Genomic DNA, 24144 nt, shown 5'->3' on the forward strand with positions numbered 1-24144 from the left:
GATAGTATATTTAATAGAAAAGTATAGAAAGATATTTAAGTACCCTTGTATAATTTTTAGGATTTTTATCAATAAAAGACTCGTTAGCTAGTTAGTATGTAAGTTGAAAATTTGTCATAGTCTGTCCGTACATAACTTTTTATAAAAATAGTTCATTGCCTCAACAAACCCATCAACAGAACCACAATCAAAACGCTGACCTTTGAATTTGTAGGCAATAACTCTTCCCTGTTTTGCTTGCTCAAGTAGTGCATCGGTGATTTGAATCTCTCCACCCTTTCCTGGACTAGTATTTCTAAGAATATCAAAGATATCAGGTGTCAAAATATAGCGTCCTATGATTGCCATGTTTGTTGGGGCATCTTTTGGATTTGGTTTTTCAATCATATTGGTGACACGGTAGATATCATCAGTACCATCTATAAGGTTACCCAAAACAATACCGTATTTATTGGTCTCTTCCCAAGGTATCTCTTCAATGGCAATGACAGAGCACTGGTATTTTCTATAAACCTTTACCATTTGTTGTAAAACTGTTTCACTACCATTATTATCACAAAGGTCATCAACAAGGATTGTGGCAAAAGGCTCATTGCCAATGAGAGTCTCACCAGAGAGAATAGCATGACCAAGTCCATTTATTTCTGTCTGTCTGGTGTAAGAGAAGGTACATTTTTTTGTGAGTGTACGAATTTCATCAAGAAGAAATTCCTTGGAAGTACCTTTGATTTGTTGCTCTAGTTCATAGGAAATATCAAAATAATCTTCAATAGCACGTTTGCCTCGACCAGTGACAATGGCCATAGAGCCTATACCTGCTTTAAGTGCTTCTTCTACACCATATTGCATGAGAGGCTTGGTAAGTATGGGAAGCATCTCTTTAGGGGTAGTTTTGGTAGCAGGCAGAAAGCGTGTACCATAGCCAGCAACAGGAAATAGGCACTTTCGAATCATAAGGAGCTCCAATTCAAGGTAGTTATTGGTATATTTATTATGATGTATTATAACAAATTAGTTATTGGTTATGGTATTCTGTAAAACTTTTTAACTTTTGTTTTAAAATATTCTTTCCTATTTCAACTCCAGGTTGATTATAGGTATTAATCTGAAGAAAGGCACCAATAATGGAAGTAAGGAGTTCGTAGCTATACATTAGTTCAGCAATATTATATTCGTCAACCTTGTCAATAGTAATAACATCATAAGGAATATCTTCTTTGGTGGCAATTGCCTCTATAGTTGCATCTGCTTGAAGGTCAATAAGTTTAGAAAAACTAACCTTTTCAAGATATTCTAATTCTGGGATAGTTGTATGAGAGGGAATAATAATTTTCTCTTCAAAGTCAGCTACCTTAATGAATGTAACGGTTTTGTCTCGAACCCCCTCCATAATAAGTTGCAAAAAGGAGTGCTGATCAACAGGTCCAATAAGGCCAATAGGGGTGAGCCCTTGCTTGGTACCATTAATATTATATTTGCCAAGACTCTCTGCCCAAAGTTGGACATACCATTTATTAAAATCTTTTAATGAAGATGAATAGCTAAAGAGTACATTGATTTTGAACCGATTTTTATTTTCTACAAAAAAGCGTGCTTTTTCCATGAGTATTTGATAGAATTGTTCATGATTAAAAAAGCTATGATAAACTTTTTGTGCACCTTTAAGCATGTTGTCAATGTCAACTCCAATGATAGCAAGAGGAAGCAGTCCAACAACAGAGAAGACTGAAAAACGTCCCCCTATATTCTGTGCCAAATTAAAAAAAGGGATAGTATTCTCTTTGGCATAACGATATAAAGGGGTATCACTTTTGCTAATAATAGCAGTATTGTTAGTATGAAAACTGATATAGGCTGAGAGATATTTAAAGATACTGATTGTTTCAACGGTAGTACCACTTTTGCTGATGATGATAAAAAAAGTATTATCTGGGTCGATGCGGTCAAGTTTATCTTTGATATCGATAGGGTCGGTTGTCTCAAAGAAAAATAGATCTTTTTTGAAATGGTACTTACGTTTAAGAAAATTGTAAATAGCACTACTTCCTAGACTGCTGCCACCTACACCAAGTATTGCAACAGAGCACTGTGTAACCTTTTGAGCAAAAGTTTTGATATTGGATGTATCAGCAAATGGAAGATCGTAATACCCTATCTTCTCCCGTTCTTTTTTTAGCTGTGAGAGAATATGTTCATTGGAGCGAATTTGGTAGAAGTTTTTACTATAGTTCATGAGAAATCCTTTTCAGCTTTTCAATATATTTTTAGCCGTATCAATGAGTGCATTGACCTTCTTTTCATATTCTTTTACTAATATATTATCTGTTGACTCAAATCGTGTTACAAGTACAGGTGTAGTATTTGAAGCACGAACTAGTCCCCACCCATATTCAAAGTTGATACGTAAACCATCGACTTCGATAATACTTTTAATGACAGGAAAGTCTTTTGGTGGATTTTGGAGCAATATCTTAACTTGATTAATGATGGCAAATTTTTCCTCTTCGGTAGTTTCAATTTTAATCTCTTCTGTGGAAAAAACTTGGGGAAGTGAATCTATTTCAGTATCGATATCAATACCTCTTTGGATCAGTTCAAGCATACGGAGGGTAGCATAGATAGCATCGTCGTATCCAAAGTAGCGGTGCTTAAAAAAGATGTGTCCACTCATTTCGCAGGCAAGATCTGCATTTGTCTCTTTCATCTTTATTTTGAGGTTGGAGTGACCAGTTTTATACATAATAGTGGTTGCTCCACGGCGTTTGAGTTCATTGTACATTACTTGTGAACATTTAACTTCTCCTATGACTGTAGGATTTTTCATTCCCAAAGTATAGAGTAGTGCCATTTGATCACCTTTAATATTATGCTTGTGTGTTAGAACAGCAATACGATCGGCATCTCCATCATAGGCAAAAGCAATATCTCCATCCTCTACTAATAGTGCTTTGACATCAACAAGGTTCTTCTCTTCAGATGGATCAGGATGATGGTTGGGAAAGGCACCATCAGGCTCACAGTAGAGACCTTCGTAGTCAAATGACAGAGCATCAAAAATCTTTGTCAGCACTGTATCTGCAACACCATTACCACAATCAATAATAATTTTTTGCTTCATCTCTTTAAGGTGTACAAACTCCTTAATCATAAAATTAATGTAGGGGGTTTTGACATTGATCTCTATTTTTGTGGTATCATCAGGCACTATTTTATCAGCATTGGTAATAATTTCATTACCAAGTGCATAGATACATTCACCAAAAAATGGTGTACAATCAATAGTAATTTTAAAACCATTATATTCAGGCGGGTTGTGTGAGCCAGTAATCATAATGGAAGCATCAGGGGATGTTTCTAGGCGAGAAGTAAGGAGTAGGGGGTGGGGTATTTTGGGCTTAAGATCTTTGATTTTCTGATAATTAGAAAAGTAGTTGACTGGAGTAGCAACCATGCCCATATCAAGTACAGTGCAACCTGAAGCATTTAGTCCAGAGGTGAGCCAGTCCCTTAAGGTAGGTGAATGGAAGCGTGCGTCATAACCAATGGAGACAATTTTTTCTCTACCAATTTTTTGTCCAAGATAGTAACCAATAAGTTTAACACTTTGTTCATGAAGCTCTTTGCCATAGATACCACGAATGTCATATTCACGAAAGATTGAAGACCTTATGGGTGGAGTGGATAGCCCATCATTTCTTTTCATAATAATGGTACCATTTAACCTTTTGTATGTCGTTTTTTATATTTTTAACAAATATATTTGATTTATATATTATGTTTTATCCTTAGAATGTTATCCTGATTCCTCCATACCAATCATTGACAAGGTTGTAAGTATATGTCAGGTAGATAGTATTATCAATTGTCTTATAGGTAGTATCGATATTTTTGTGTCCACCATAAACATGAACATCGGGAATCACTTCCATATCCGCCTCAAAACGGTATTCAAGGTATTGTTTTGCATTAAAAAATGAGAGCACAGAAGGTGCATATGATATTTTTGTTGAGAGAGTTAAGGGGGGAATGGAACCATCAAAAGGCAGGTGAAGAGTTACTTTTCCAGAGACTGGTGTGGCTATATATTTTCTTGTAAATCTTCTTTCAAATACAGCTCCAATTCCAAAAGTTAAAACAACTCCACTTGCTGATGATAGTTTATTTGAAGCATTAAAACTAATTGAACCAAAATTATCATGAACAAGCAATAAGGTCTTCGTTAAGTCATCAACTACCTGACTACCTAAACCTATCTTTCTGTGAATTAAATCATCAAGATAATCACCAACTTTAGAATCATCGATATCTTCATAATTAAGGGAACGAGTAGTACGAAGGTAAATAGCATTGATAGAATACTTTGTACTACCTTTATACCCCATATCAATATTTCCTTCAAATTCAAGATCTTTATTGTTTATATTAAATCCCAAACCACTTGCCTGTAGCATCCCCATCAACATTAGCAATAAAGCAATACTTTTTTTCATGAATGTTCTCCAGTTATTTTTTAATATCTAGTTGCCATTATAGCAAGGAGATGATTATTGATATATTAGTTATTGGTCTATTTGGGAAGATATTTTGAAAAACTAACTGTTAATTTAGTCTACTGGCATATAATATTTTTTCTTTCTCTCCTCTTTTTTCTTTCTTATGGCTTTTTTCTTTTTCTCCATCATAATAGCATCTTTGAGCTCTTCTTCATTGTCAAAACGTGCTGCATCAATAAATTTGGATTTATCATCAAATTGTCCGGTTTTAACTCCCCATAAAAGTGCAAACAGCCCAGAGGCTCCCAATAGTGTTGATATACCAAGCATTACAATAACAATACTGTCAGACATAGAATACCCCATAGAAATAAGCAGATAAGTTTATTGTAAGATGCATGGTCAAATATCTCTTTTCTAAAAAGTTAAGGTATTTTAACAGATTTTCTTGACAAAAAAGCAAATATATTATTTACTACCTTTTTTAAACTTCATTATTTTAATTCGTATAGAGTTTCCAACAACAACCAATGAACTTAAGCTCATTGAAAGTGCAGCAATGAGTGGATTAATGAAGCCTGCTATAGCAAGAGGGATGGCAATGATGTTGTAAAACAAGGAAAAACCAAGGTTCTCCTTGACTGCACGATAAGTGCGTCTAGAGATGCGGTATGCTTCGTAAATACTCTGCGGTTTTTCATCCAATAGTACAATATCACTAACTGAGATAGCAACATCGGCTCCTTGACCCATAGCAATAGCAATGTTAGATTTAGCAAGGGCAATAGTATCATTGATACCATCACCAGCCATCACTACAGTATGTCCTGTTTTATGAAAGTGGTCTATCAGGCTTGCTTTATCTTGGGGTAGTAGTTTGGCATATACTTTATCGATACCTACAATATCAGCGACATGTTTGGCACTCTGTTCGTTATCACCAGTGAGCATCACAACTTGAATACCAAGTTTTCTAATAGAATCGATTGCTTCTTTTGCCCCTTCTCTAATAGTGTCTGCTAATTCAAACATGGCAACAAGTTTTCCATCCACAGCAAAGTAGAAAAGCATATGTTCAGACTTTTCTTGAGGCTCAATATTGTACTGTTGCATAAATGTACTATTGCCACCAATAAGTTGTTGACCACAATAATAGGCCTCAATCCCTTTTGCCTGAATGGTTTTAATTTGCTTAAGGGGAAGATCTGTATATTCAATTTGCTCTTTTAGATAGGCAGCGATACCACAAGAGACAGGATGGTTAGAGGTAGAGACAAGTGCATAAAGTAGTTTTTTATCGTAGTCTGCGTACTCTTTTTCAGTAATGACAGAAGGGCTACCTTCGGTAATGGTGCCAGTCTTATCTAGGGCGAGTAGGTTGCTTTTTGCCATTGTTTCTAAAAAACCTGCCTCTTTAAAGAGAATATTGCGTTTGGCAGCAACGGAAATTCCTACTAGTGTTGCCATAGGAGTGGCAAGACCAAGTGCACAAGGACAAGCAATAACAACAACAGAGATACTGATAATGAGAGCCTGTTCCAATGTACCACCAATGTACCACCATCCTAAAAAGGTTATGATGGCGACAAGAAAGATAATGGTAGAGAAGTGACCTGATATTTGATCAGCAAGGCGTTCGATATGTGGTTTTTTGGTAATAGACTCTTCTAAAAGAGAAACAATGGAGTGGAGTAAAGAAGAAGAGACATTTTTGGTTGCTTCATAACAGACAACAGAGTCTAAACAGATAGAACCACTAAGAATGGTACTACCTTTATATTTGTGAGTTGGTTTGCTTTCTCCTGTCAATGAACTTTCATCAAATGAACCCTCTCCGTAGGTAACAATGCCATCAATAACTACTTTTTCTCCAGGCTTGAGTTCAATAGTGTCACCCAATGTGATATTTTCTACTGAAATCAGTACCTTTGTACCATTTTGTACAACAGTTACTTCTGTAGGGGTACTACCCATAATAGAATCAAGTGTATCAACTGCATGTTTTTTGCTGAGAACCTCAAGGTATTTTCCCACAAGTATAAAGGTAACAATCATTGCTACGGAGTCAAAGTATACTTCCCCTTGTTGTGTAACCATAGCATAGATAGAATAAAGATAGGCAGAGAGTGCACCAGAGGTAACCAATGTGTCCATATTGATAATATTGTTTTTATAACCATAATAGGCACCTCTAAAGAAAACCCAACCACTGTAAAAGAGTACAGGTGTTGCCAAAATAAATTCTGCAACATTAAGAATATCTTTGAAGCGTTGCTCCATACCACTGAAGTAACCAGCATAGTGGGCAATGGCAATCCACATAATATTCATAGAGCCAAATATTGCAACGAGAATACGTGAGTAATACTCTTTACGTGTTTTGATTGCATGTTCTTCTTGGAGAGTTGGGTCATAAGGGTAGGCATTGTATCCAATGGAGCGAATAGTCTCTATAATCTTGGAGAGAGCAATCTCGTCTGGATCCCAAATTACTTTAGCTTTATTATTGGTATAATTAATGGTCGCTTCAATGATTCCGTCTGTTTTGTGAAGTACCTTTTCATTTAACCAAATACAGGCAGAACAATGGATGCCTTCAATGATGAGGTTAATTTCAAGCAGACCATTCTCATCCTCTTTGATATACTTTTTCTTAAATCCTTCTAGGTCAAATTTTTTCAAGTCTTCATTTTTGTGTATGGTAGGCTGGAGTTTAGTGTTACCCAATTTGATATAGAAGCTACTAAGTCCTTCCTCTTCGAGTAAGTGGTAGACTCCTTGGCACCCTTTGCAACAGAAATAGAGCTTTTTGTCAGAATGTTCTTCTGTAATCATGACTGATTTATCAAAAATGAGGTTGCAGTGGGTACAAGGGACTTGGGCCAAATAACTATCCTTATAATATCTTATTTTTTGATTGATACCCACCAAATTATAGCTTAGTTTATTTTATCCAAAAGTGGGTAAAATCCCGCATGGAAAATATATTCTTATTGACAACAGTCCTTATTATTCTAGAACTTTTTGAAGCAATAGTGCAGCGTGCACACATATTTGGTGATATTATAAAACGTCTCTATGTTTGGTATCACAAGAGTATTTTTCTTTTTTTTCTAGCCCATCCAACATTTTATTTTACTCTTTTTGTAGTGATAGCAACAGATATATTGAACTTCTCTATGGTTATGATTATTGCAATGAAGGTATTTGATATTTTTTATAAACTTGAATTGATTAAAGTAATCTATATTCACCAAAAAGTACCTGATGAGCTATCGGCTATACTCCAGTGGCATATACCTTCATGGTTCTTTTTTACAGGCGTGATACTCTATCCATCACTACTTTTTTTAGCATTAGCATAGACACATACATACTAATTAATCTTACCTATGTTTTTGTACTTGATAAAATTAAGAAATAGTTTTTACCATATACATTAATAGCCTCAAAGCAAATTAACTTGACATTGACATTTCAGTCAAAAAGCATTATAATACCTACACTACATAGCAGTACTTATTACTACTATTTTAATCCCCATTCTAAATAATCATAAATTAAAATAAGAGGAATTATGAGCGATAGCAAGAAATCCAATAGTCATACAGGAAAAAAAAATAACAGGACCCACATACCCGTACAGGGATATAAAATAGAAGATCTCCAACAAAAACCCCTTGAAGAACTTGTTAGTATTGCCAAAGAGGTTAGTGTTGAAAATCCTAACGAGTATCAACGAAAAGATCTTATCTTTGAAATTCTAAAGTCGCAGGTGAGCCAAGGTGGCTTCATTCTCTATACGGGGATATTGGAGATTATGTCTGATGGATATGGATTTTTACGATCTATTGATGGTAATTTTGCGAACTCTAGTAACGATACCTATGTTAGTGGAACACAAGTCAAGCGGTTTGCGCTGCGTAATGGAGATATTGTTACTGGTCAGGTACGTCCACCTAAAGATCAGGAGAAATACTACGCACTTTTAAAAATAGAGGCAATTAACTACTTGCCGCCAGATAAATCTAAGCAGCGTCCACTCTTTGATAATCTCACACCACTTTATGCCTCTGAGCAGTTAAGGATGGAGTATCATCCTATGAAGATGACTGGACGTGTACTTGATCTCTTTGCACCTATTGGCAAAGGACAACGTGCACTCATTGTTGCACCACCACGTACTGGTAAAACTGAACTACTTAAAGAGCTTGCACATGGTGTAACCCATAACAATCCTGATGCTTCACTTATGGTATTGCTTGTTGATGAACGTCCTGAAGAGGTAACTGATATGCAACGCTCAGTTAAAGGAGAAGTGTATGCTTCGACTTTCGATCTTCCTGCACAAAATCATGTTAGAACAGCTGAGATGGTTATTGAAAAAGCCAAAAGGCGTGTTGAGATGGGTAAAGATGTTATTATTTTACTTGATTCCATTACCCGTTTGGCACGTGCTTACAACACAGTAACACCAAGTTCTGGGAAAGTACTCTCTGGTGGTGTTGATGCCAATGCTCTACACAAGCCCAAGCGTTTTTTTGGTGCAGCACGTAATATTGAAGAAGGTGGAAGTCTTACTATCATTGCCACTGCACTTATTGAAACTGGAAGTCGCATGGATGAGGTAATTTTTGAAGAATTTAAAGGAACGGGGAACTCAGAGGTAGTTCTTAGTCGTTATGTGGCAGAACGCCGTATCTATCCTGCTATTGATGTGACTAAGTCTGGTACTCGTAAAGAGGAGCTTATGGTTGATCCTGAAACCCTTCAAAAAGTTTGGGCACTTCGAAATGCAATGCAGAATATGGAAGAAGTTGAAGGACTTAAATTCCTTTACTCTAAGATGATGAAGACTAAAAGCAATAAAGAGTTTTTGATAATGATGAATGAATAGTATAGTGAAAGGAAAAATCACTTTTGCTAAGTGGAGGAGTGAGGAGTGAGGAGTGAGGAGCTAAGGGTTGGAGTTTTTGACTCTGGTTTGGGTGGCTTAACGGTAGTTAAGGCTATTCAAGAACTTATTAAGGGTGCCAAACTCTTTTATATTGCCGATACGATACATGCTCCCTATGGTGAAAAAACAGAGGAAGAGATACGACAATATACTATTGATATTACTGACTTTCTTATTGAGCATCATCAGATTGATGTGTTGGTGGTTGCCTGCAATACCGCAACTTCCGCAGCTATAGAAGTGCTTCGTAAGTGCTATACAGATTTTATTATTATTGGTACAGAACCTGCAGTTAAACCTGCAATCGAACAGACTAAAACAGGAAAAATTGGCATATTAGCAACACCAGCAACGCTCAAAGGTGATAAGTACCGGAAGCTTGTTGATAATCTTTTCTTGCAGAAAGATATTACCCTTTTTGAGCAAGCATGCCCTGGGCTTGTGAAACAGATTGAGGCAGGAAAAATAGACCATCCGAAGACTCAAAAGATGTTAGAGTCATGGTTGCGCCCAATGCGTGATGAAGATGTAGATACAATTGTCTTAGGATGTACACACTACCCACTTGTAGGAGATATGATTGTTAAGATTATGGGAAATCAGCCAAACCTTATTCATACAGGAGAGCCGATAGCAAGGCGATTGCTTTCCTTGTTGGTACAACAAGGGTATAAGAATAAAGGAGATTTTGATGTAAAGCTCTACACGACTGGGAAGATAGATCGTAGTGTTGTCTCAACACTGCTTGGATTCTCGTCACATATCACATCTATTTGTATCTAGTATAGCAATACTGGGTTATTAAAAATATCTGCATTAACTTGAAAAAACTATCATGTATACAATACCATGATTAGAATAGCCCAATTGCCTCTTTGACTACCTCTATTTTTTTATTGGCAATTTCACTAGCTTTTTTTGCCCCCATGGTAAGAATATCATGTACTTCATCCATATGTTTTAGATAGTAGGCACGTTTTTCACGTGCTTCTTCCAGCTCTTCCCAGATTAGATCTTTGAGATATTTTTTGAAGTGACCATATCCCTCTTTACCACTTCTGTAGCGTGCTTGAAGTTCCTTTTTTTCTTCTCCATCAAGGAAGAGGGTAGCAAGGTTGTAAATATGACAGTTCTCCCATTCCAATGGTTCGCCCAATGGCATAGAAGAGGAGATAATTTTTTTACAACGATTTTGTAATAGCTTTTCATCCATAAAAAGGTCGATAGCATTACCATAGCTCTTGCTCATTTTTTGCCCATCAATACCAGGAATGGTTGCAACTTCTTTTTGTACCATATGTTCCGGAAGTATAAAAATATCTCCATATTCGTTATTGAATTTTATGGCAATATCGCGTGTTATCTCCACATGCTGGATTTGATCTTTTCCTACGGGAACCTTCTTGGTGTCATAAAGTAAAATATCTGCTGCCATTAACACAGGGTAACTAAAGAGTGCGTGTGATGCAGGAATACCTTTGGAGACCTTATCCTTGTAGCTATGAGCACGTTCAAGTAGACCCATAGGAGTAAACTTTGAGAGAATCCAGTAGAGTTCAAGAACCTGTGGCACATGACTTTGTACCCAAAAAGTGGTTTTTTCAGGATCAATGCCTACAGAGAGGTAATCTACCGCTGCATCAAGTGTATACTGTCCAAGTATTTCAGCATCCTTGGAGGTAGTCAGCGAATGATAATTGGCAATAAAAGTGAAGAGCTCATGCTCTTTTTGTAGTTCAATCATTGGTTTCATTGCACCAAAGTAATTACCAATATGAAGTTTCCCTGAAGCCTGTATTCCTGTGAGTACTCGCATATTACTCCCTAATTAAAATTTTCAAAATTATAGCAGGAAATTGGTATATTTTTCTATATCCTCTTTTGTTTAGTTATGCTACTATCTATTTTAACTAAATAGATTGTGCTGAAGTAAAATTGCTATATAATCATATTTCTTTCTTTTACAAAAAGGAGTTTATAATGAAAAACCAAATAGCAGGATTGTTGCTTCTAGTAACCACTCTTTTTATATATATTGGGTGTGCAAATAGTTCAGAAAAAAATTTACCTTTTTCAGTAGATGATGCTATTGCATCTGAAAGGTCTACACTCAACCAAGAGCTTACCAATACATTGTCATATATGGGGAATGAAGAGCGTCTAGCTTATGATGTTTACAACAAACTTTATGAAAAATATGGCATAAGACAGTTTACTAACATTGCCAATAACTCAGAGTACAAACATATTGAAGCTGTTCAGGGTTTAGTCAAGAAATATTTTTCAAATAGTCAGCCAAACTTTACTAATGTTGATGCCCCACCACTTAACTACAAAAATACGGCTATTGAAGATATGGAGGCTGGGGTTTATGATATTGCTGATATTCAATATCTTTATGACTTGCTTATCTCGAAGGGTTCAGCTTCTGAAATTGATGCACTGAAGGTAGGGTGCATAGTAGAAGTTGTTGATATTAATGATTTGGATAATTTTATAAAAGTTGCAGAAAACATAAATGCTTCTGATATTGTAGCAGTTTTTAATTTTTTGCGTAACGGTAGCTACCATCATTACTGGGCATTTGACCGCGGGTTAAAGGATAAAGGAGTACCCAATGGTTGCTGTTCTCTTGGTGTAGTAGATGATGTAAACTATTGCCACCCTGAATATCCTAATTCTTCTAATGAAAATAAAAACAGTCATAAAGAAGGCAGAAGAGGCAACAGAAGAGGCAATAGAAGAGGCAATTAAAGCCTCTTTTTTTATTCTCTTGCTATATTATTATGGTAAGCTTACGATCCGTACCTTTTGAAATTCTTATTCTTATTGGCATATAAATAATATTTTGCTTATACTTCTTCTTCCAAACTTAAAGTATTACTCTTGACTCTTGTCTACTGGTTTACTCAAACATATGCACTATTCCTCTTCTAGTCTTTCTCCACGCTTGCGTGCTACAATATCTAAGGGTACACCTTCAAAGTCATATTTACTTCTAATATAGTTAGCAAGATAGCGCTTATAGCTAAAGTGTAACCCATCAGGACGATTGGTGATAAGCGCAATCTTTGGTGGTTTTGTCTCATATTGTGTTGCGAACTTTATCTTAACCACTGCACCATTATAGCTTGGCACATGATGGCGATTCATTGCTTCACGTAGGGTGTCGTTAAGTTTTGAAGTTGAGATACGCTGTTTGTATCGCTCATAGATAGCTATAGTTTGATCAAGTATTTTATGAACCCGCATACCAGTTTTTGCAGAGATAGTAATGAGTGGTGCATAGTGAAGAAATTTTAGTTCATCACGGATATTATTGACCACTTCTTCATAGGTTTTTTCTTCACGTATATCCCATTTATTAATAACAATAAGTGCACCTAGACGGTATTTTTCTATAAGTCCTGCAATACGTTCGTCTAGTTCTAGTACTCCTTCGGTTGCATCGATTACCAATAGAGCAATGTCAGCTTTTTCAAGCATTGCTTCAGTGCGCCCAAGTGCATACTTTTCAATACCTACAATTTTCCCACGTCGGCGTATACCCGCTGTGTCAACAAAGGTGATTTTGTAGCTATTATACTCAATACTTTCATTAATAGGGTCAATGGTTGTTCCTGCTATACTGGAGACCACAGAGCGCTCTTCACCGAGTAGCGCGTTAAGTAATGAGCTTTTACCGGTATTGACTCGTCCGATGATAGCGATACTAATCTCTTTATCTTCTTCTCTCTCTTCTTTGGTAAAATAGATATCTGAGATACACTTCTCAAAAGGATCCTTCTCCTCAGTTGCCTCAAGATGAAGTTCAGGTTTCTCTTCATGTTGAGGAATATAATTTTCCAACCAGTTATAAAAATTATTAAAATAACGATTATGACTAACAGACATAGGGAAAGTAGCATCTGCACCAAACTCTAAAAATTCCCAGTAACGTTCTTCTTCTTTGTCATTGTCAATTTTGTTAACTATAAGTGCTAGTGGTTTGTGCAGTTTCTGAAGATTGTAGAAGAGCTTTTTATCTTCTTCATTTGGAATACTCTTACCATCGACCATGTAAATGATTACATCAGACTCTTTTGCTGCTTTTAATGAGAAATCAGCAACCTTGGAGAAGAGTTCAGAAGTGTAGTCTATCCCTCCTGTATCAAGTACTTCAAAGTTACGATTATCTGAGATAGTTACAATACGTTTTTTAATATCGCGAGTTGTGCCACTTACATCAGAGGTGATAGCATCACGCTGACGTGCAAGACGATTAAAAAGAGAAGATTTTCCTACATTGGGTCGTCCAAGTATGGCAACTTTTTTAAGTGGTTGTTTTTGCATATAGATAATTCTTTCAAATCTTCTTCAAATTATTGGAAGAGATATTAAAATTTTTTTATGGTTAATAAATCCATTATGATATCCACTTTCTGTAACAAAGTATTAAACTTTTCTCAAAATATATGGGTGGAAAAATCTATGATTTCTTGTGACAGTGTAGCATAGGTTTGATTATCTTCCTCCTATCATGGGTCTTTTAATTAAATGGTAAAAAATTTTAGTCAAAGATCTACTATTTATATTAAGTTATTTAAAGATTTTTTTCACAATAATATAAAAGTATTGATGTTGATTAATGAGTATTTTAACTCTGCCTTGCTACAATGCACTATGCATACTAAAGTTTATAATTTAGAAAATAATAGATTTTGCTAAAGGATAATATTTGCGATACCTTCTATTTCTATTTATTGCATTAAGTCTCCATGCAAAATTTGATGCAACATTGACTATTGAAAAAGATGTAGAGCATAGAACTAAAATAGCGTTAGAAGATAGTTCTGTGCTTCCAAATAAGCAACTCTTTAAAATGCTTGTCTCTGACTTGAAAATCTCTGGTCATTTTTTAGTAGATGAAATAGTCTATCAGGGAAGCTTTAAGGGAAATGTAATTAATCCTGCACTTAAATCACAGGAATATGTACTCAAGTATACGATGCAGGAAGGATCAGGGGTTAGGCTTTCTGTAAGACTTCTTAAAGCATCAACAGGTAGAGAGATTTTTAAGAAAAGCTATACGATTTCATTGTCTTCCAAGATGCCTTTTCTTGCGCATAAAGCAGTTTGGGATATTAATAATATACTAAAATATCCAAATATAGACTGGATTAATCGTTATGTAGTTTTTGCTCAATATACGACTTCCAAACATAGTAAAATTATATTGGCAGATTATACATTTACTTACAAGAAGCCAATTATTAGTGGTGGACTAAATCTTTTTCCAAGATGGGCAGATAAAAATCAGAGAAGTTTCTATTATACTTCATTGCGAGGAACAATACCAACTCTCTATCGCTTAAATATTTATACTGGAGCAAAAACAAAAATTGCTTCATCTGAGGGCATGATAGTCTGTTCAGATGTGAGCAAAAATACAAAAAAAATACTTTTAACTATGGCACCATCAGGGCAGCCTGATATCTATGAGCTCAATCTTTTAACTGGCAGAAAGATACGCATAACTCGCTTTAATGGTATCGATGTTAATGGTAAGTATATTAATGATGAGCGTCGTATAGTTTTTGTATCTAATCGTCTAGGATATGCCAATATCTTTAGGAAAGATATTCATGGCTCTGCTATTTCTCAGATAGTGTACCATGGACGAAATAATGATACTGTTGACGCATATGGTAGTCGTATTGTTTATGCAAGTAGAGAGAGTAATAATGTGTTTAGAGGTAATACATTCAATATCTATCTAGCATCAATGAACGATGCTACAACTAGACCATTAACAGTATTAGGCAGTAATCAGTTTCCTCATTTTTCATCTAATGGAAGTATTGTGCAATATATTAAACAGACGCAGAATGGTTTCTCTGTAGGATATATCAATCTTCAGAGTAAACAAAGCTTACTTATTCCCCTTGGCGGACATAAAATACAGGCACTGGATTGGTAAACAAAATAAAGAATAAACAAAGTAAAGGATAAATAAAATGATAAAATGTAATAGAAAATGTTTAACTATTATAACATTGCTCATCTTCTTTTTGGCAGGATGTACTAAAGATCCTGAGCTTCAAGGAGGTGACAATGAAAGTAATGTATATAATGCTGATACAATAAATATCGACGAGAGTGGATATAGTAGCAAACCCTATAATAGTAGTGGTAATAGTTTTCAGAGTCTCTATTTTAATTTTGACTCTTATGTCATCAATGGGAAAATGGATAATGTAATTACTAAAAATGTTACCATAATACGAGAAGCAAATGGTAAAAAGATTAAAATTGAAGGGAACTGTGATGAGTTTGGTACTGACGAGTATAACTACGCATTAGGACTTAAACGTGCCAAAGTAGTTAAAGATGCACTTATTGCTCAGGGCATATCTGCCTCACAGATACTTATGGTTAGTTATGGAGAAAGCAATCCTGCGTGCACAGAACAGACAAATGCATGTTATGCCCAAAATCGTAGAGTTGATTTTCGTTTTGTGAAGTAGTGTAGTATGATGCCTCTAAAACTTCTTTTATTTTTTAGCATGATACTATCATCAGAGCTATTTGCTATTTTCGGAAGTGATTTAGCAGAACAGAACCATCAGAGGATTCTTGCTATGCAACGTATTATTGCGGAGCAGAATGAGCGTATTGATGGGCTAATTTCACTTATCGAAGGGTTGAATTCTCAGATAGCTAAGAGGAAAGTGGTAAAAAAACAGATACCACAACATGGGGAGAGTGATGAGACACTGAAGCTGATTAAAGATCTTGGAAACATGATTGATGAAATCAATAACAATTACGTAAGCAAGTCAGATCTTGAGAAGATAGTTAATTTAGGAAAGTTTACCATAAGGAAAAAGAAGAAAATAGCTACATCACAAAAGGATTTTAACAGAAGGCCTGCTTCAGCTCTCTATAGTGAAGGAGTGAGGCTTTTTGTCAAAAAGCGATACGATGAAGCTAGACGCCATTTTTACTTAACGGTAAAAAAAGGCTACAAATCTGCTGCCTCTAATTATTATCTAGGGGAGATTGCTTATTATACCAAACAGTACAGTAGTGCAATTTTCTACTATAAGAAAAGTGCGAGTTTACACGATAAAGCAGGATATATGGATGTCCTGTTGCTTCATACGGCTATCTCATTAGATAAAACAGGAGAAAAAGAGCAGGCACGTATTTTTTATGAGAATGTGATTGAGAATTACCCAGGTAGAAAATCTACTACTATAGCAAAGAAAAGGCTAATGAAGATTTAGAAAAAAGCCCCCATTTTTTTTATGTATTGTGTAGTAGACTACAAATACACTAATACATGGGATTGCTATTATGAAAGATCACATGCTTTCTGGTAAGCCTTCTCTATAGCCCCCATACACGAAGCACGCACATTTCCTTTTTCTAGCATGCCGTACCCTGCAGCCGTTGTACCTCCTGGTGACATAACACTATCCTTCAGAAGTGCAGGGTGCATTTTTGTTATAAGTTTTCCAAATCCAGCAAAAAGTCCTTGCATTACTTTTATGGCATCTTCACGCTTGAGTCCCTGATTAACTGCACCATCAGTAAATGCTTCAGCAATAAGTGCTAAATAGGCAGGACCAGAACCTGAAAGTGCTGTTGCAATATTGATCTCTTTTTCGCTCTCTAGCCATAAAACTTCTCCCATGCTACGCATCAGTTTTTCTGCCTCTTTGCGATGATATATGTCACCAGTGAGTGTGGTCATAGATGCTCCTTCACTAGCAGCAAGATTGGGCATGGCGCGGATAACCGATTTGCTTTTAATCTCTTTTTTGAGTTTATCTATAGAGGTACCAGCAAGTACAGAAAGAAGAAGTTTTGCCTCTCCTTTTAGTAACTTTGATACATTTTCAAGATTACCTGGCTTAATACAGAGAAGAATGGTCTTGTCGGTAATATTGAATTCCTCAAGTAGGAATTTTTTAATCTTTGTTCCTAGCGCAGTCTCAAATGCATTGAGTCTCTCCATGTTGCGTCCAACCACTTCGATACTGTATTGCTCTTTTAGCCCTTTGGCAATACTTAATGCCATAGCACCATTTCCTATAAATGTGATGGTTTGCATAAAATCTCACTTTTGATAAAATTATATGAAAGATTATAGCACAGATTGTTGAGGAAGGTGGGTAAATCTGTTATAATGACGCCACTACTATTGTTTGAGGATAATAAGATGGAAAATTTTTTACAGCAGGCTAAAGCATCAACACGTATATTGGCAACACTGAGTGGAAAAGAGAAGAATCATATTCTTAAAAATATGGCACAGGCACTACGTGATCAGGAATCTGAAATACTCAAAGCCAATAAGCTTGATATGACACAAGCCCATGTAAATGGGCTCTCTTCCGCGCTTCAAGATAGACTTTTTCTTGATGAAAAACGTCTTGAGGCAATAGCAGCAGCCATTGAAGAGATTGCCACACTAAAAGAACCTGTAGGTCGAGTACTTGATGGTTGGTTTGCTGATGCGGGGTTTAAGATAGAAAAAGTAACAGTACCTATTGGTGTTGTTGGTGTTATTTATGAGTCTCGTCCTAACGTAACTGCCGATGTAGGTGCACTCTGTTTTAAGAGTGGTAATGTTGCTATTTTAAAGGGAGGAAAAGAGGCAGAGAATTCTAACCATGCTATTGCCAGTGTGCTTCAGGGAGTCCTAGAAAAAAATGGACTACCCAAAGCTGCTATTGCGCTTTTGCCCGATAGCTCCAGAGAGGGGGTAGCAAAGCTTATTAAACAGGATAAATATGTTGACCTGATTATTCCTAGAGGAGGAGAATCTCTTATTCGTTATGTGAGCGAGAATGCAACTGTGCCCGTAGTCAAACATGACAAAGGACTTTGCCACACCTATATAGACAAAGATGCCGATATAGATAAGGCACTTAAGATTATTGTCAATGCTAAATGTCGTCGTACAGGAATTTGTGGCGCAGTAGAAACATTACTGATTGATGCACAAGTTGCCCAAGAGGTGGTTCCAAAAATTGTTGAAACCTTCAGTCCTCATGAAACAATCTTAAGAGGATGCGAAAAGACATGTAAAATTATGAATATGGAAGTAGCAACACAGAAAGATTGGGAGACAGAGTATCTTGATAATATCTTAAGTATTAAGGTTGTTGATGGTGTTCATGGTGCAATCTTGCATATTGAAACATATGGATCACAACACTCTGAAGCAATTATTACTGAGAACTATAGGATAGCTGAAAAATTTCTTAATGAAGTGGATGCAGCTTGTGTATACTTGAATGCTTCGACACAGTTTACAGATGGTGGCGAGTTTGGTTTTGGAGCAGAAGTGGGTATTAGTACCAACAAACTTCATGCGAGAGGACCAATGGGTGTGAGTGAATTGACTACTTATAAGTACAAGATTTATGGATATGGCGAAACACGTTAAGTTTTGTTAGATAGAATACCGTAAACTCAATAAATTAGGAAATATAATGGCAATCAAAAAAGAAAATAGTGTTGTAGGCATCGAGTACGAAGTAAAAGAGGCAGGCACTACAGAGGTTGTAGATACAAACAAGGGCGCACAGCCACTTGAATTTGTTACAGGAAAAGGACAAATTGTCCCAGGTCTTGAAAAAGTACTTATTGGTATGCAAGAGGGTGAAAACACAGATATTCTTGTTAAGGCAGCAGATGCATATGGTGAAGTAATGTCTGAAGCGATACAGGTGCTTCCTTCCGAGCAGTTTGAAGGTGTGGAACTCAAAGAAGGCATGACACTCTACGGACAGGGCGAGGATGGACAGACTGTACAGGTGACTGTCAAGTCATTTAATGATAAAGAGGTTACTGTAGACTTTAACCATCCATTAGCAGGTAAAGATTTGATGTTCTCAGTTACAATTCTTTCTGCAAGAGAAGCAACAGCAGAAGAGGCAGCCACAGGACAAGTGGGTGGCGGAAGCTGTGGCTCAGGATGTGGTTGTCATTAATCATATTTTTATAACCCTCTTTGGTAGAAGACCGTATTGTTTAAATACTAATATGGTCTCACAGTATTCAGTTCATAAGCCTGCATATGAGCTTTTCTACTCCTTTTTATCTACATTTTGCTACCCTTACAAAAATCAATAGAATCGGATAATTATGCTAATAGATGGACACGGTAGAACCGTTAATTATTTAAGAGTGTCAGTGACTGAACGTTGTAATTTTAGGTGTCAGTATTGTATGCCAGAGAAACCTTTTTCATGGGTACCCAAAGAGAATCTTCTTAGTTTTGAGGAACTTTTTTTATTTATTAAAGTAGCAATGGATGAGGGAATAAGCAAGATTCGTATTACTGGCGGAGAGCCATTGTTACGTGAAGATCTTGATGTCTTTATTAAAATGATTAATACCCATAATCCAGATGTTGATCTTGCTATGACAACCAATGGTTTTCTTTTGCCAGAAGCAGCACAAAGGCTTAAAGATGCGGGGCTAAAGAGACTCAATATCTCTTTGGACTCATTGAAGACTGACACAGCAAAAAAAATTGCTCAAAAAGATGTACTCTCTCATGTACTTCTAGGAATCAATAAAGCACTAGAAGTGGGCTTGAAGATTAAGATAAATATGGTGCCACTTAAAGGAATGAATGATGATGAGATAGTGGATATTCTTGATTACTGCCGTAAGCATAATATGAAAGTACGTTTTATTGAGTATATGGAGAACCGCTATGCCGATGAGAGTCTCAAGGGAATGCATGGAAAAGAGATTTTAAAGAAGATTAAAGAGAAATATACTATTCGTGCACTTGGACGTGAAGGGGCGAGCCCATCATTTAATTATGTGATTGAAGAGAATGGTTACGAGTTTGGATTGATTGACCCACATAAGCATGATTTTTGTGAAAGTTGTAATCGTATTAGATTAACAGCAGAAGGGTATCTTATACCATGTCTCTATTTTGATGAAGCAATGAGTATTGCTAATGCAATTAAAAAAGGTAATATTGAGAGTGCATCACAAATACTTTCGCAAGTTCTCAAAGACAAACCTAAAGAGAACCGGTGGACAGAAAATAAGTTAGAGGAAGTACAAGAGGTTTCTTCACGTGCTTTTTATGAGACAGGAGGATAATTGTGTATTTATGTAACCAAATTGAGAGGAAAGGGTTAAGCATAAAAAGTGAATGCATACAGATTTTTATCAATCAATATACCACAAAACAAAAGGTCACTTTTTGTTTTACCTAACTGAACAATTTTTTTCTATCCAAGGTGAAGGTAAGTATGCAGGTGTGCCTTCTTATTTTCTTCGTACTGGTGGGTGCAATCTCTCTTGTAAAGGCTTTGGGGCAAAATATGAGATTGATGGTGAGGTACGTTTGGGATGTGATACCTATTTTTCTGTTGATAGTACTTTTGCTAAACAGTGGCAGAAGATAGAGAAGAGTAGTATACTCATAGATAAACTTCAAAAGGAGTTTAAAACCATAGGGTACACACCCGATGTAGTGATTACTGGTGGTGAACCGTTAATATATCATAGTGATATGGCTTTTTATGAAACAATTGAATGGTTAATACAAAAAAAGACACGTATTACTTTTGAGACCAATGGTACCATTGAGATAGACTTTGAAAAGTACCCTGCCTATAAGTTCTGTGTCTTTGCTCTTTCACTTAAGCTTACCAATTCTGGTGAGCCAAAAGAGAAACGTATATGTTTGCAGGCACTTAGAAATATATATGTTCATGCCCAAGAATCTTTCTTGAAATTCACTATTGATGCAAAGCTTGTTAGAATGACTGCATTCGATGAGATTGATAAGATACGTGATATCCTTCCTGAACTTGATATTTTTTGTATGCCTGTAGGTGAGAGTAGAGATGTTATTTGGCAAAATGATAAAGAGGTATTTGAGTTTTGCATGAAGCATAATTTCCACTATAGTGATAGATTACATATTAGAGTATTTGATACGACACAAGGTGTATAATATTGTATTGGCTATCTTGCCTTATACCTTAAGCTAGCTTGGTTACAATCGGGTTTGAAAATAGAGTAAGAGGTAATAATGCTTATACGAAAACTTTTTAAGTTTGAGAATGCACATATTGTTAGAGGATGTTCTACCCGTCGCTGTAGTGAAAATATTCATGGACATTCCTATAAAATAGAAGTACTATTAGAATCAAATTATCTTGATCATGGGCAGATGGTCTATGATTTTGGATTAATGAAACTCTATATTAAAGAGCTTATTGATGCATTTGATCATAGTATTACGCTTTGGAATGGTGATGACTCTATGTATCTTAAGGCGATGAAAAAATACTCCAGCCGTTGGATAGAGCTACCAGTTTCCCCTTCTGCAGAGCAGTTCTCTCGTGTGATATACTTAATGGTTGAGCGGATTTTGGTATGTACGCAGATGCGTAACGGGGAACAGGAAGTAAAAGTCCATAGTATTATTGTTCATGAAACCGATACCGGGTATGCACAAGCGTTTGAAAAAGATGCTTATAGTGATTTAATGGGTACAATAGAACTCAATCAGATTATCTTTTCCGAACAAATTAAATGCGAATGGACAGACAGTAACCTGTGGACAAAACTATTGAAGAGAGAATCGATAATGAATCCAGATAAAGTTTAATTGACAAGTAAAATTCAATAAGGAGATAAGATAACAAGAAGCAGTTATTGGACAGCAGTGATGTGTGAAAGATGATGATCTTTCAGGTCTTTTATTAAAAAGTGATATTTGGTATTAGCCATTTATCTCTCTATATTATAAACGGTAAGGTAAATTCATGATAGCAGAAATTGTAGTTTCACATAGTATTTTAATAAAGGTCTTTTTGGGCTTTTTGGTTGTAGGATTTTTTATTCCTTTTGTAACGAAAAAAAACTCAGCAGGGTTCAAAAAAGCAAGTTTTATTTATACAATGATTTTTCAGGCAATTGTAACAATGATTGCTTTTACAGGGATTCTTTTGTTTGTTATGGGTAATTTTGATATATCATTAAGTGTAATAATGATGACTATTATTTGGGTACTGTTAATGTTTGTTGAGATTAAGAAGTATAAACTAATTAAAATGACCAATATTGATAATGAAGAGATACATATACTTTTAAAAAGTGCTTTTTTGAAAGTATCTTCTGTACAAGTGATTTTAGTAATAGCAATGGTTGCGCTCAAGATAATGGAAGTCAAAGGTGTTGTATCTTTATCATAAAGAGGCAAGTGCTTCTACTTTGACATTAACAGGAGATAGTCACCGCTATATTTTTAAAGTTAGGCGTCATAAATCTGGTGAAATACTCCATCTTCGAAATCTTGAAGATGGATACCTCTATACCTATGAGGTGGTTTCTATCGACAAGAATTCAGCATTTCTCTCTTTGAAAAGACAGGAGATATTTGAAGTTAAGGCATCTCGTACGTTGCATATTGGCTGGTGTATTATTGACCCCAAGAATATCGAAAAAGTACTTCCCTCTCTTAATGAAATAGGGGTAGAAAAGATTACTTTTATTTATTGCAAGCGTTCCCAAAAAAGCTTTAAACCTGACTTTGAACGTTTTAAAAAGATACTTCTTAACTCTTCACAGCAGTGCGGTCGTAGTGTTATGATGAAGCTAGAGATGGTTGAGAGTCTTGAAGTATTTTTGAAGACATATCCTAAAAGCTATCTACTTAATTTCTCAGAACATACTTTTAATACAGAAGCAGAGTCTATTTCAACCATTGTTGTTGGATGTGAGGGTGGGTTTTCAGAAGAAGAGCTGACATACTTTCACTCAAATAAAATTATTGGATTTAAGACACCATTAGTACTGAAAAGTGAAAGTGCTATTTGTGCTATTGCTGCAAAACTTATAGTGTGATTATGGTAAAATATCTTTAAAAAGGTACTCCATTATGCCACAATTACTTTTAGAGGCAAAAGGAATTTCTCATCGTTTTGATACCTTGTTGTTTGAAGAGGTAAATTTTTCTCTTGCAGCAACACAAAGTATGGCAATTATCGGACGTAGTGGTTCGGGAAAATCAACATTGTTGCACATCTGCTCAACTTTTATTCGACCCGATTATGGAAAAATCTCTCTTTTGAATAGAGAACTTTATATGCAAACTACCCATACCATTGAAAATATGCGTCGCTATGAGATAGGTATCATTTTTCAGTTTCATCATCTTTTCAAGGGAATGAATGCCATAGAGAATATTGAGATTGCAACTATTCTTGCTAAAGAGAAGATTGACCCTGTATTGTTGGAACAACTTGAGATTACTGATGTGATAACACAAAAGGTTGGTGAGCTTTCAGGAGGACAACAACAGCGTGTCTCTATTGCTAGAGTCTTGAGTAAAAAACCACGTATTATTTTTGCAGATGAACCCACAGGGAATCTTGATGATGAAACCGCAACACTGGTAATGGATGTGCTTATAGATTATACAAAACATAATAATGCATCATTGTTGCTTGTAACGCACGACCATCTATTGGCAAATCGGTGTAATCAAATATATCGATTGCACAATCAGTCACTTCATGCAGTTTGAACTAAATAGTACACACTCTAATTAGATATTTTAAAGCAAGCAAGAAAAGTATTGGCATTGTTCTGAGATTATGGCTTATATGTTGCAAGATATTACCCCATAAAAGGAGCAATACTGAAAAGGCTATAATA

24 protein-coding genes are annotated in these 24144 nt (G+C 35.9%); 15 read left to right on the forward strand and 9 right to left on the reverse strand.

Features of this window, described 5'->3' with window-relative positions; translation table 11 throughout:
* Window positions 1-114: 114 nt before the first annotated feature.
* From galU to LGB01_02260, 6 genes are all read right to left on the reverse strand, one after another.
* A complete protein-coding gene (gene galU / locus LGB01_02235; GenBank protein ID MCB4753033.1) occupies window positions 115-954 on the reverse strand; it encodes a UTP--glucose-1-phosphate uridylyltransferase GalU in 840 nt (279 codons plus the stop codon).
* Window positions 955-1015: 61 nt separating this feature from the next.
* Entirely contained in the window at window positions 1016-2233 is a 1218-nt protein-coding gene (locus LGB01_02240) for a glucose-6-phosphate isomerase (GenBank protein MCB4753034.1), read from the reverse strand.
* 12 nt (window positions 2234-2245) lie between these two features.
* Window positions 2246-3703: a phosphomannomutase/phosphoglucomutase gene (locus LGB01_02245; GenBank protein ID MCB4753035.1), complete on the reverse strand. Its 1458-nt coding sequence runs from the start codon at window positions 3701-3703 to the stop codon at window positions 2246-2248.
* Window positions 3704-3785: 82 nt separating this feature from the next.
* On the reverse strand, window positions 3786-4490 hold the full coding sequence (locus LGB01_02250; protein ID MCB4753036.1) for a hypothetical protein: 705 nt from the start codon (window positions 4488-4490) through the stop codon (window positions 3786-3788).
* Between the two features lie 114 nt (window positions 4491-4604).
* The gene (ccoS, locus tag LGB01_02255; GenBank protein ID MCB4753037.1) at window positions 4605-4847 is read right to left on the reverse strand and encodes a cbb3-type cytochrome oxidase assembly protein CcoS; all 243 of its coding nucleotides are present in this window, start codon (window positions 4845-4847) and stop codon (window positions 4605-4607) included.
* A gap of 114 nt (window positions 4848-4961) precedes the next feature.
* Window positions 4962-7379, reverse strand: a complete 2418-nt coding sequence (locus tag LGB01_02260; protein MCB4753038.1) for a heavy metal translocating P-type ATPase — start codon at window positions 7377-7379, stop codon at window positions 4962-4964.
* 89 nt (window positions 7380-7468) lie between these two features.
* Between LGB01_02260 and LGB01_02265 the strand changes: the two genes are divergently transcribed.
* The 3 genes from LGB01_02265 (at window position 7469) to murI (ending at window position 10233) form a co-directional block, all read left to right on the forward strand.
* Complete coding sequence (locus tag LGB01_02265) at window positions 7469-7858, forward strand: hypothetical protein (GenBank protein MCB4753039.1); 390 nt, start codon at window positions 7469-7471, stop codon at window positions 7856-7858.
* A 212-nt stretch (window positions 7859-8070) separates the two neighbouring features.
* Window positions 8071-9390, forward strand: a complete 1320-nt coding sequence (gene rho / locus LGB01_02270) for a transcription termination factor Rho (protein MCB4753040.1) — start codon at window positions 8071-8073, stop codon at window positions 9388-9390.
* A 45-nt stretch (window positions 9391-9435) separates the two neighbouring features.
* Entirely contained in the window at window positions 9436-10233 is a 798-nt protein-coding gene (gene murI / locus LGB01_02275; GenBank protein ID MCB4753041.1) for a glutamate racemase, read from the forward strand.
* Window positions 10234-10303: 70 nt separating this feature from the next.
* Here murI and trpS read toward each other — a convergent pair whose 3' ends face one another.
* On the reverse strand, window positions 10304-11266 hold the full coding sequence (trpS, locus tag LGB01_02280; protein MCB4753042.1) for a tryptophan--tRNA ligase: 963 nt from the start codon (window positions 11264-11266) through the stop codon (window positions 10304-10306).
* Between the two features lie 164 nt (window positions 11267-11430).
* On the opposite strand from trpS, the gene LGB01_02285 reads away from it, so the two are divergent.
* Window positions 11431-12204 carry a DUF2202 domain-containing protein gene (locus tag LGB01_02285; GenBank protein MCB4753043.1) on the forward strand — a complete coding sequence of 258 codons (774 nt, stop codon included), beginning with the start codon at window positions 11431-11433 and terminating at the stop codon, window positions 12202-12204.
* A gap of 168 nt (window positions 12205-12372) precedes the next feature.
* On the opposite strand, the gene der is transcribed toward LGB01_02285, so the two are convergent.
* A complete protein-coding gene (der, locus tag LGB01_02290; GenBank protein MCB4753044.1) occupies window positions 12373-13782 on the reverse strand; it encodes a ribosome biogenesis GTPase Der in 1410 nt (469 codons plus the stop codon).
* A 385-nt stretch (window positions 13783-14167) separates the two neighbouring features.
* Here der and tolB point away from each other — a divergent pair, with 385 nt between their 5' ends.
* From tolB to LGB01_02305, 3 genes are read left to right on the forward strand one after another with little or no spacing between them, the layout of a single operon-like run.
* Complete coding sequence (gene tolB, locus LGB01_02295; GenBank protein MCB4753045.1) at window positions 14168-15409, forward strand: Tol-Pal system protein TolB; 1242 nt, start codon at window positions 14168-14170, stop codon at window positions 15407-15409.
* A 37-nt stretch (window positions 15410-15446) separates the two neighbouring features.
* Window positions 15447-15956 (forward strand): OmpA family protein, encoded by a 510-nt coding sequence (locus LGB01_02300; protein ID MCB4753046.1) that lies wholly within the window; start codon window positions 15447-15449, stop codon window positions 15954-15956.
* 6 nt (window positions 15957-15962) lie between these two features.
* Window positions 15963-16718, forward strand: a complete 756-nt coding sequence (locus LGB01_02305; protein MCB4753047.1) for a tetratricopeptide repeat protein — start codon at window positions 15963-15965, stop codon at window positions 16716-16718.
* Window positions 16719-16786: 68 nt separating this feature from the next.
* Here the strand turns inward: LGB01_02305 and LGB01_02310 are convergent, their stop codons facing one another.
* The gene (locus LGB01_02310) at window positions 16787-17548 is read right to left on the reverse strand and encodes a pyrroline-5-carboxylate reductase (protein ID MCB4753048.1); all 762 of its coding nucleotides are present in this window, start codon (window positions 17546-17548) and stop codon (window positions 16787-16789) included.
* Window positions 17549-17656: 108 nt separating this feature from the next.
* Between LGB01_02310 and LGB01_02315 the strand changes: the two genes are divergently transcribed.
* The 8 genes from LGB01_02315 to LGB01_02350 all read left to right on the forward strand — a co-directional run bounded on the left by LGB01_02315 (window position 17657) and on the right by LGB01_02350 (window position 24013).
* The gene (locus LGB01_02315) at window positions 17657-18889 is read left to right on the forward strand and encodes a glutamate-5-semialdehyde dehydrogenase (GenBank protein ID MCB4753049.1); all 1233 of its coding nucleotides are present in this window, start codon (window positions 17657-17659) and stop codon (window positions 18887-18889) included.
* Between the two features lie 46 nt (window positions 18890-18935).
* Entirely contained in the window at window positions 18936-19436 is a 501-nt protein-coding gene (locus LGB01_02320; protein ID MCB4753050.1) for a peptidylprolyl isomerase, read from the forward strand.
* 154 nt (window positions 19437-19590) lie between these two features.
* Window positions 19591-20571 (forward strand): GTP 3',8-cyclase MoaA, encoded by a 981-nt coding sequence (gene moaA, locus LGB01_02325; GenBank protein ID MCB4753051.1) that lies wholly within the window; start codon window positions 19591-19593, stop codon window positions 20569-20571.
* 103 nt (window positions 20572-20674) lie between these two features.
* The gene (locus LGB01_02330) at window positions 20675-21433 is read left to right on the forward strand and encodes a 7-carboxy-7-deazaguanine synthase QueE (protein MCB4753052.1); all 759 of its coding nucleotides are present in this window, start codon (window positions 20675-20677) and stop codon (window positions 21431-21433) included.
* A 78-nt stretch (window positions 21434-21511) separates the two neighbouring features.
* Window positions 21512-22093: a 6-carboxytetrahydropterin synthase gene (locus LGB01_02335; GenBank protein MCB4753053.1), complete on the forward strand. Its 582-nt coding sequence runs from the start codon at window positions 21512-21514 to the stop codon at window positions 22091-22093.
* Window positions 22094-22250: 157 nt separating this feature from the next.
* On the forward strand, window positions 22251-22679 hold the full coding sequence (locus tag LGB01_02340) for a hypothetical protein (GenBank protein ID MCB4753054.1): 429 nt from the start codon (window positions 22251-22253) through the stop codon (window positions 22677-22679).
* A complete protein-coding gene (locus tag LGB01_02345) occupies window positions 22660-23331 on the forward strand; it encodes a 16S rRNA (uracil(1498)-N(3))-methyltransferase (protein MCB4753055.1) in 672 nt (223 codons plus the stop codon). Before LGB01_02340 ends, LGB01_02345 begins: the two co-directional genes overlap by 20 nt.
* Before the next feature lie 34 nt (window positions 23332-23365).
* Window positions 23366-24013, forward strand: coding sequence for an ABC transporter ATP-binding protein (locus LGB01_02350; protein MCB4753056.1), 648 nt, complete (start codon window positions 23366-23368; stop codon window positions 24011-24013).
* Window positions 24014-24144 lie beyond the last annotated feature (131 nt).

The organism is Sulfurovum sp. (assembly GCA_020525365.1).
GTDB lineage: Bacteria > Campylobacterota > Campylobacteria > Campylobacterales > Sulfurovaceae > Sulfurovum.

What these genes read in the sequence shown, in the direction of transcription:
- galU (MCB4753033.1), bottom strand. Translation starts at nt 954, where the DNA reads ATGATTCGAAAGTGCCTATTTCCTGTTGCTGGCTATGGTACACGCTTT.
- LGB01_02240 (MCB4753034.1), bottom strand. Translation starts at nt 2,233, where the DNA reads ATGAACTATAGTAAAAACTTCTACCAAATTCGCTCCAATGAACATATT.
- LGB01_02245 (MCB4753035.1), bottom strand. Translation starts at nt 3,703, where the DNA reads ATGAAAAGAAATGATGGGCTATCCACTCCACCCATAAGGTCTTCAATC.
- LGB01_02250 (MCB4753036.1), bottom strand. Translation starts at nt 4,490, where the DNA reads ATGAAAAAAAGTATTGCTTTATTGCTAATGTTGATGGGGATGCTACAG.
- ccoS (MCB4753037.1), bottom strand. Translation starts at nt 4,847, where the DNA reads ATGTCTGACAGTATTGTTATTGTAATGCTTGGTATATCAACACTATTG.
- LGB01_02265 (MCB4753039.1), top strand. Translation starts at nt 7,469, where the DNA reads ATGGAAAATATATTCTTATTGACAACAGTCCTTATTATTCTAGAACTT.
- rho (MCB4753040.1), top strand. Translation starts at nt 8,071, where the DNA reads ATGAGCGATAGCAAGAAATCCAATAGTCATACAGGAAAAAAAAATAAC.
- trpS (MCB4753042.1), bottom strand. Translation starts at nt 11,266, where the DNA reads ATGCGAGTACTCACAGGAATACAGGCTTCAGGGAAACTTCATATTGGT.
- LGB01_02285 (MCB4753043.1), top strand. Translation starts at nt 11,431, where the DNA reads ATGAAAAACCAAATAGCAGGATTGTTGCTTCTAGTAACCACTCTTTTT.
- der (MCB4753044.1), bottom strand. Translation starts at nt 13,782, where the DNA reads ATGCAAAAACAACCACTTAAAAAAGTTGCCATACTTGGACGACCCAAT.
- LGB01_02300 (MCB4753046.1), top strand. Translation starts at nt 15,447, where the DNA reads ATGATAAAATGTAATAGAAAATGTTTAACTATTATAACATTGCTCATC.
- LGB01_02305 (MCB4753047.1), top strand. Translation starts at nt 15,963, where the DNA reads ATGATGCCTCTAAAACTTCTTTTATTTTTTAGCATGATACTATCATCA.
- LGB01_02310 (MCB4753048.1), bottom strand. Translation starts at nt 17,548, where the DNA reads ATGCAAACCATCACATTTATAGGAAATGGTGCTATGGCATTAAGTATT.
- LGB01_02315 (MCB4753049.1), top strand. Translation starts at nt 17,657, where the DNA reads ATGGAAAATTTTTTACAGCAGGCTAAAGCATCAACACGTATATTGGCA.
- LGB01_02320 (MCB4753050.1), top strand. Translation starts at nt 18,936, where the DNA reads ATGGCAATCAAAAAAGAAAATAGTGTTGTAGGCATCGAGTACGAAGTA.
- moaA (MCB4753051.1), top strand. Translation starts at nt 19,591, where the DNA reads ATGCTAATAGATGGACACGGTAGAACCGTTAATTATTTAAGAGTGTCA.
- LGB01_02335 (MCB4753053.1), top strand. Translation starts at nt 21,512, where the DNA reads ATGCTTATACGAAAACTTTTTAAGTTTGAGAATGCACATATTGTTAGA.
- LGB01_02340 (MCB4753054.1), top strand. Translation starts at nt 22,251, where the DNA reads ATGATAGCAGAAATTGTAGTTTCACATAGTATTTTAATAAAGGTCTTT.
- LGB01_02350 (MCB4753056.1), top strand. Translation starts at nt 23,366, where the DNA reads ATGCCACAATTACTTTTAGAGGCAAAAGGAATTTCTCATCGTTTTGAT.